This window comes from Micromonospora sp. NPDC051296 (assembly GCF_040682255.1).
GTDB classification, from domain to species: domain Bacteria; phylum Actinomycetota; class Actinomycetes; order Mycobacteriales; family Micromonosporaceae; genus Micromonospora; species Micromonospora craterilacus.
Window position 1 is genome coordinate 1 of the sequence record NZ_JBFBAO010000425.1, and the last position, 5,446, is coordinate 5,446.

Consider the following 5,446-nt stretch of genomic DNA (forward strand, 5'->3'; position numbering starts at 1 on the left):
TCGACCAGGCCCGTCAGCCGCCGGGTACGGGTGGAGGCCTTCTTCTCCAGGTTGTGGCGCAGACCGGCCTGCTGCTTCATGATCTTGCCCTTGCCGGTCACGCGGACCCGCTTGCCCGTCCCCGTGTGGCTCTTCATCTTCGGCATGTGGAACGTCTTCTCCCCTGTTACTCGCCGCTGTTGTCGGCGACGGTGCCGGTGTCACCGGCTGCTGCGGTCTCGCCGGCCTCCGGGCCGACGGAACCCTCCGCAGCCCGGTCCCGGGGCGCCCCGCCCCGGGAGGCCGTGGCGGCGACCGCGGCGGCCTTGGTGGCGCGGTGCGGCGCGAGCACCATGATCATGTTTCGACCGTCCTGCTTCGGAGCGGCCTCGACGTACCCCAGCTCCGAGATCTCGCTCTCCAGCCGACGCAGGAGCCGGTAACCCAGCTCCGGGCGGCTCTGCTCGCGACCGCGGAACATGATCGTCACCTTGACCTTGTCGCCGGCCTTGAGGAACCGCACCACGTGACCCTTCTTGGTCTCGTAGTCGTGCGGGTCGATCTTCGGCCGGAGCTTCATCTCCTTGATGACGGTCTGCTGCTGGTTACGCCGCGCTTCGCGCGCCTTCAGTGCGCTCTCGTACTTGAACTTGCCGAAGTCCATGAGCTTGCACACCGGCGGGCGCGCCATCGGCGCAACCTCGACCAGGTCCAGATCGACGTCCGCGGCCAGCTGAAGGGCGCGCTCCAGCGGGACGATGCCCACCTGCTCACCCTCGGGGCCGACCAGTCGGACCTCACGTGCCCGGATCTGCTCGTTCACGCGTGGTTCGACGCTGATGGGGCCTCCTCGAGTCGGATCTTCATGCGTGGCCGACCCTGCGGCTCCCGGTGGGAACCAACCCGGAAAGCAGAAGGCCCCGGCGCATGCCAGGGCCCGCTCGACCGGTCGGCACGATCACAGGATCGCGCATCCGGAACCGGGACGTGCCCGGAACCGGGGACCGGACCCGGCCGCCACAGTCGGCGACTCGGGTGGGAGCAGGCGCTCCACTTTCGTGGCCGCCCGCTGGTGCGGACAGCCTGGTCGACTCGACAACACTACACCCTCGGCAACCCGCGTCCCAAACCGGGCACCGACAACCCGCAGGTGGCGGTGCGGGCGGGATCAGCGGCCGGGCGCGCCTTCGGCGAGTGCGGCCAGGTGCGCCTGGTGCAGCCGGCGCAGGGCGCGGACCCCGTCGACGGCGAGTTGCTTGTCCGCGGCCTGGAGCGCGACCACCGGCAGCAGGTCGTCGTCGTGCAGTTCCAGGGCGGCCCACGGGGCACCACGGTCGAACCGGACGCCCCGGACGACCTCCCAGGGCAGCTCGTACGAGCCGATCACGTTGCGGACCCGCACGCCCCGCGCGTCGGCCTCGACACGGGGGCGGGTGAACAGCAGGATGCCGAGCGCGAAGAGCAGCCCGAGGCCGATCATCGCCGCCTGGTCGCCGCGCTGGAACGTGCCGTACCCGTTGCCGGTCGGACCGGTCAACGAGGTGGCGATCAGGGCGAACAGGACCACCAGCACGGCCGCCGAGACCCAGCAGACCACCCGGATGCGCCGGGGTCGGAGGCGGATCAGCTCGGTGCCGATCGCTCGCTCACCCTCGCTCGTGCCGGCACTCGGCTGCCCTGCGTCCCGCCGCTCACTCATGGCACCAGTTTGCCATCCGGTCCCGGCGGTTCATCCGACGCCACACGGACGTCGGCGCCGGCCGGAGCCGTCCCGGAGGCCGGGATGACGCTGGCCGCCGGGGTGACGCCGGTGGTCGAGGTGGCGGGCGTGCTCGATCGTGGGCCGCGGCCGGCGACCAGGACCGCGAGCAGGGTGAGCAGCGCGCCGGCCAGCACCGGCAGCCGGGCCCCGGGCCCGCCCGGCAGCAGCACGTCCAGCAACAGGGCACCGCCGAGCTGCCCGGCGACCAGGGCCAGGCCGGTGCGCAGCACGCCCGCCGCGCGTACCCCCACCACCAGGCTGGCCACGATGACGACACCGAGCAGCCCGCCGGCGTAGAGATGCCAGCCGTCCGGCCAGACCACCGGCGGCCCGGTGAACGCGCCGGCCAGCGCCGCGACGAGCAGCACCACCGGCGTACTGACGAAGAAGTTCACCGCGACCCCGGCGGCGGCCGAGCCGGCGGCGGAGATCCGGCCGTTCAGCGCCGCCTGCAACGCGACCCCGACCCCACCGGCCACCGCGAGCAGGAGCACCCCGACGGCCAGGTCACCGACCGGCTGGCCGGTCTGGGCCAGGGCCACGGCGGCCACCCCGAGCAGGGCCCCGGCGATCCTGGGCGTGGTCAGCGGCAGCCGGCCCACCGGGGCGAGCCCGGACCGGTCCGACGCCAGCCCACCGAGGCTGCCGCCGGCGACCTGGGCGATGGTGAACACCGCGACCCCCAGCACCGGGACGGCGTACGCGCCGAGCACCACGATGGCCGCCCCGCCCAACCCGCCCAGGTACGACCACCAGGGCAACCGGGCCCGGCGCAGGGCGGCCAGCCCACTGCGCATCGACGGCAGCACCAGCAGACCGACCATGATCAGCAGGGTCCCGCCGAGGTTGTTGACGACCGCGCCCAGGGTCGCGTTGCCGACCCGCTGCCCGAGCTCGGCGTTGACCACACCCTGCGCCGCCGAGGCCGCCCCGCCGAGGGTGACCAGGGTGAGGGCGACCGCTACCGGTGGCGGTCTCACAACCGGCAGGCGTGGATGTTGGTCACCAGGATCGCCCGAGCGCCGAGCTCGTACAGCTCGTCCATGATCCGGTGCACGTCGTCGCGGAGCACCATGGCCTGCACCGCCACCCAGCCCTCGCGGTGCAGCGGGGAGACGGTGGGCGACTCGATGCCCGGAGTCAACGAGCTGGCCCGGTCCAGCAGCCCGGCCGGCACGTCGTAGGCGAGCATCACGTAACGGCGGGCCACCAGCACCCCGTGCAGCCGACGCAGCAGCTGCTCGGCCTGCGGGTGGGGCACGGCGCCGGAACGGCGTACCAGCACCGCCGAGGACTGCAGCAACGGCTCCCCGAAGACCACCAGGCCGGCCTGCCGCAGGGTGGCCCCGGTCTCGACCACGTCGGCGACCACGTCGGCGACGCCGAGCCGGATGGCGTTCTCCACCGCGCCGTCGAGGCGGATCACGTCGGCCTTGACACCCAGCTCGGCCAGGTGCCGCTCGACCAGCCCCGGGTACGCGGTGGCGATCCGGTGCCCACCCAGTTCCCGCACGTCGTCGACGTCGTCCGGCCGGGCGGCGAAACGGAAGGTGGCCCGGCCGAAGTTCAGGTCCACGACCTCCTCGGCCGGGGCGCCGGAATCGATCAGCAGATCCCGGCCGGTGATGCCGACATCCAGGTCACCGGAGCCGACGTAGGTGGCGATGTCCTTCGGCCGCAAGTAGAAGAATTCGACATCGTTGGGCTGGTCCCGGCAGACCAGGTCCTTGGGGTCGCTGCGCTGGCGGTAGCCCGCCTCGCGCAGCATCTGGGCGGCCGACTCGGCCAGCGCGCCCTTGTTGGGTACGGCGACACGCAGCATGACGAGTGCTCCTTCGATCGGGATCGGGTCGACGGCGGGGCACTCAGAGATGTCGGTAGACGTCCTTCAGCTCGAGACCACTGGCGAGCATCAGCACCTGGACCTGGTAGAGCAGCTGGGAGATCTCCTCGGCGGTACGCTCCGGCCCCTCGTGCTCGGCGGCCATCCACGACTCGGCCGCCTCCTCGACGACCTTCTTGCCGATGAAGTGCACGCCCTTCTCCAGCGCGGCGACCGTGCCCGAGCCGGGGGTGCCGGCGGCGGCCTTGGCCTGCAGCTCCGCGAACAACTCCTCGAACGTCTTCACGGAGACGGATTCTCCCAGTCGCCCTCGGTCGCCGCGCGCACCGGGTCCGATGGTGACCGATGGGCGGAACAGAATTCCCTACCAACATGGTGGGACACCCCTTCGACGCCCACCGATGTTGGTCGTACGCTGTCCGCCATGGTCAGCACCCCACGCACGCTCACGCTCGCCACCGCCGGCGCCGTCCTGCTCGCGGTCGCCGGCTGCGCCCCGCAGGACGAGCCCACCCCCAGGCCCTCCGCCACCGGCGCCGCCGCCTGCGCCAAGGAGAACCTGCTCACCCACACCCCGGGCAAGCTCACCATCGCCACCGACGAGCCGGCATACCAGCCGTGGTTCGTCGACGACAAGCCCGACAGCGGCGAGGGCTTCGAGTCGGCGGTGGCCTACGCGGTGGCCGAGAAGCTCGGCTACGCCCGGGGCGACGTCGTCTGGACACGGGTGAAGTTCGACGCCGCCATCGCGCCCGGGCCGAAGAACTTCGACTTCGACATCAACCAGTTCTCCATCACCGAGGAGCGCAAGCAGGCGGTCGACTTCTCCGCGCCCTACTACCTGGTGCGGCAGACGGTCATCGCGCTGAAGTCATCCAAGATCGACGGCAAGACCTCCCTGGCCGACCTGCGCGGCGCCAAGCTCGGCGCCCAGGTCGGCACGACCAGCTACCAGGCGATCACCGACGTGGTGAAGCCGACGGTCGAGCCGCAGGTCTACAACAGCAACGACGACGCGAAGAAGGCCCTGCAGAACGGCCAGCTCGACGGGCTGGTGGTCGACCTGCCCACCGCCTTCTACATCACCGGCGCGGAGATCGACGACGCGATGATCGTCGGGCAGCTGCCGCAGGTGGGCACGCCGGAGGCGTTCGGGTTGCTGCTGGACAAGGACTCCCCGCTCACCGGTTGCGTCAGCGGCGCGGTCGGCCAACTCTCCGCCGACGGCGTGCTCAAGCAGCTGGAGCAGCAGTGGCTCGCCCAGGTCGCCGGAGCACCCGAACTGTCGTGAGCACCGCCCTGCACCACGACCCCTCGCCCGCCCAGCGGGCCCGGGTCGCGTACCGACGCCGGCAGACCGTGCTGAGCGTGCTGATCGCCGCCGCCTCGACGGCGGCGGTCGGCACGCTGCTGGCGGTCGCGGTGACCGGGGCGCCCGGCTGGGACCGGGTACGCGAGTCGTTCCTGGACCCGGAGATCGCCCGTGACGCGCTGCCCCGGGTGCTGACCGGGCTCTGGCTCAACGTGCGGCTGCTGGTCTGCTGCGCGATCGGGGCGCTGCTGCTCGGGCTGCTGATCGCGGTCCTGCGGACCCTGCGCGGGCCGGTGTTCTTCCCGATCCGGGCGCTCGCCGCCGGCTACACGTACACCTTCCGCGGCCTGCCGTTGATCATCGTGCTCTACGTGCTCACCCTCGGCATGCCCGGCCTGCGGTTGCAGGGCATGCCGCCGGTGCTGGTGCTGGGTGGGTTGGCGCTGATGCTCACCTACGGCGGCTATTTGGCGGAGGTGTTCCGCGCCGGCATCGAGTCGGTGCACCCGAGCCAGCTCGCGGCGGCCCGCTCGCTGGGCCTGACCTACCG

General features: G+C 71.9%; 8 protein-coding genes. 2 read left to right on the forward strand and 6 right to left on the reverse strand.

What is annotated here, in order from left to right; genetic code table 11:
* The 6 genes from rpmI to AB0M52_RS29840 all read right to left on the reverse strand — a co-directional run.
* A partial coding sequence (rpmI, locus tag AB0M52_RS29815; protein WP_363960658.1) for a 50S ribosomal protein L35 occupies nucleotides 1-146 on the reverse strand: 146 nt, incomplete at its 3' end.
* Between the two features lie 20 nt (nucleotides 147-166).
* A complete protein-coding gene (infC, locus tag AB0M52_RS29820) occupies nucleotides 167-802 on the reverse strand; it encodes a translation initiation factor IF-3 (protein WP_363960648.1) in 636 nt (211 codons plus the stop codon).
* Nucleotides 803-1,147: 345 nt separating this feature from the next.
* Nucleotides 1,148-1,606, reverse strand: a complete 459-nt coding sequence (locus AB0M52_RS29825) for a PH domain-containing protein (RefSeq protein ID WP_363960660.1) — start codon at nucleotides 1,604-1,606, stop codon at nucleotides 1,148-1,150.
* A gap of 68 nt (nucleotides 1,607-1,674) precedes the next feature.
* Nucleotides 1,675-2,721 carry a DMT family transporter gene (locus tag AB0M52_RS29830; protein WP_363960650.1) on the reverse strand — a complete coding sequence of 349 codons (1,047 nt, stop codon included), beginning with the start codon at nucleotides 2,719-2,721 and terminating at the stop codon, nucleotides 1,675-1,677.
* Nucleotides 2,718-3,563, reverse strand: a complete 846-nt coding sequence (gene hisG, locus AB0M52_RS29835; RefSeq protein ID WP_363960652.1) for an ATP phosphoribosyltransferase — start codon at nucleotides 3,561-3,563, stop codon at nucleotides 2,718-2,720. The genes AB0M52_RS29830 and hisG overlap by 4 nt, the downstream gene beginning before the upstream one ends.
* A 43-nt stretch (nucleotides 3,564-3,606) precedes the next feature.
* Nucleotides 3,607-3,888 (reverse strand): phosphoribosyl-ATP diphosphatase, encoded by a 282-nt coding sequence (locus AB0M52_RS29840; RefSeq protein WP_363960662.1) that lies wholly within the window; start codon nucleotides 3,886-3,888, stop codon nucleotides 3,607-3,609.
* Nucleotides 3,889-4,008: 120 nt separating this feature from the next.
* Between AB0M52_RS29840 and AB0M52_RS29845 the strand changes: the two genes are divergently transcribed.
* Both AB0M52_RS29845 and AB0M52_RS29850 read left to right on the forward strand, forming a co-directional pair.
* Nucleotides 4,009-4,875, forward strand: coding sequence for an ABC transporter substrate-binding protein (locus AB0M52_RS29845; RefSeq protein WP_363960654.1), 867 nt, complete (start codon nucleotides 4,009-4,011; stop codon nucleotides 4,873-4,875).
* Nucleotides 4,872-5,446, forward strand: a 575-nt coding sequence (locus tag AB0M52_RS29850; RefSeq protein ID WP_363960656.1) for an ABC transporter permease subunit, incomplete at its 3' end; no start/stop codon positions are given. The genes AB0M52_RS29845 and AB0M52_RS29850, both read left to right, overlap by 4 nt.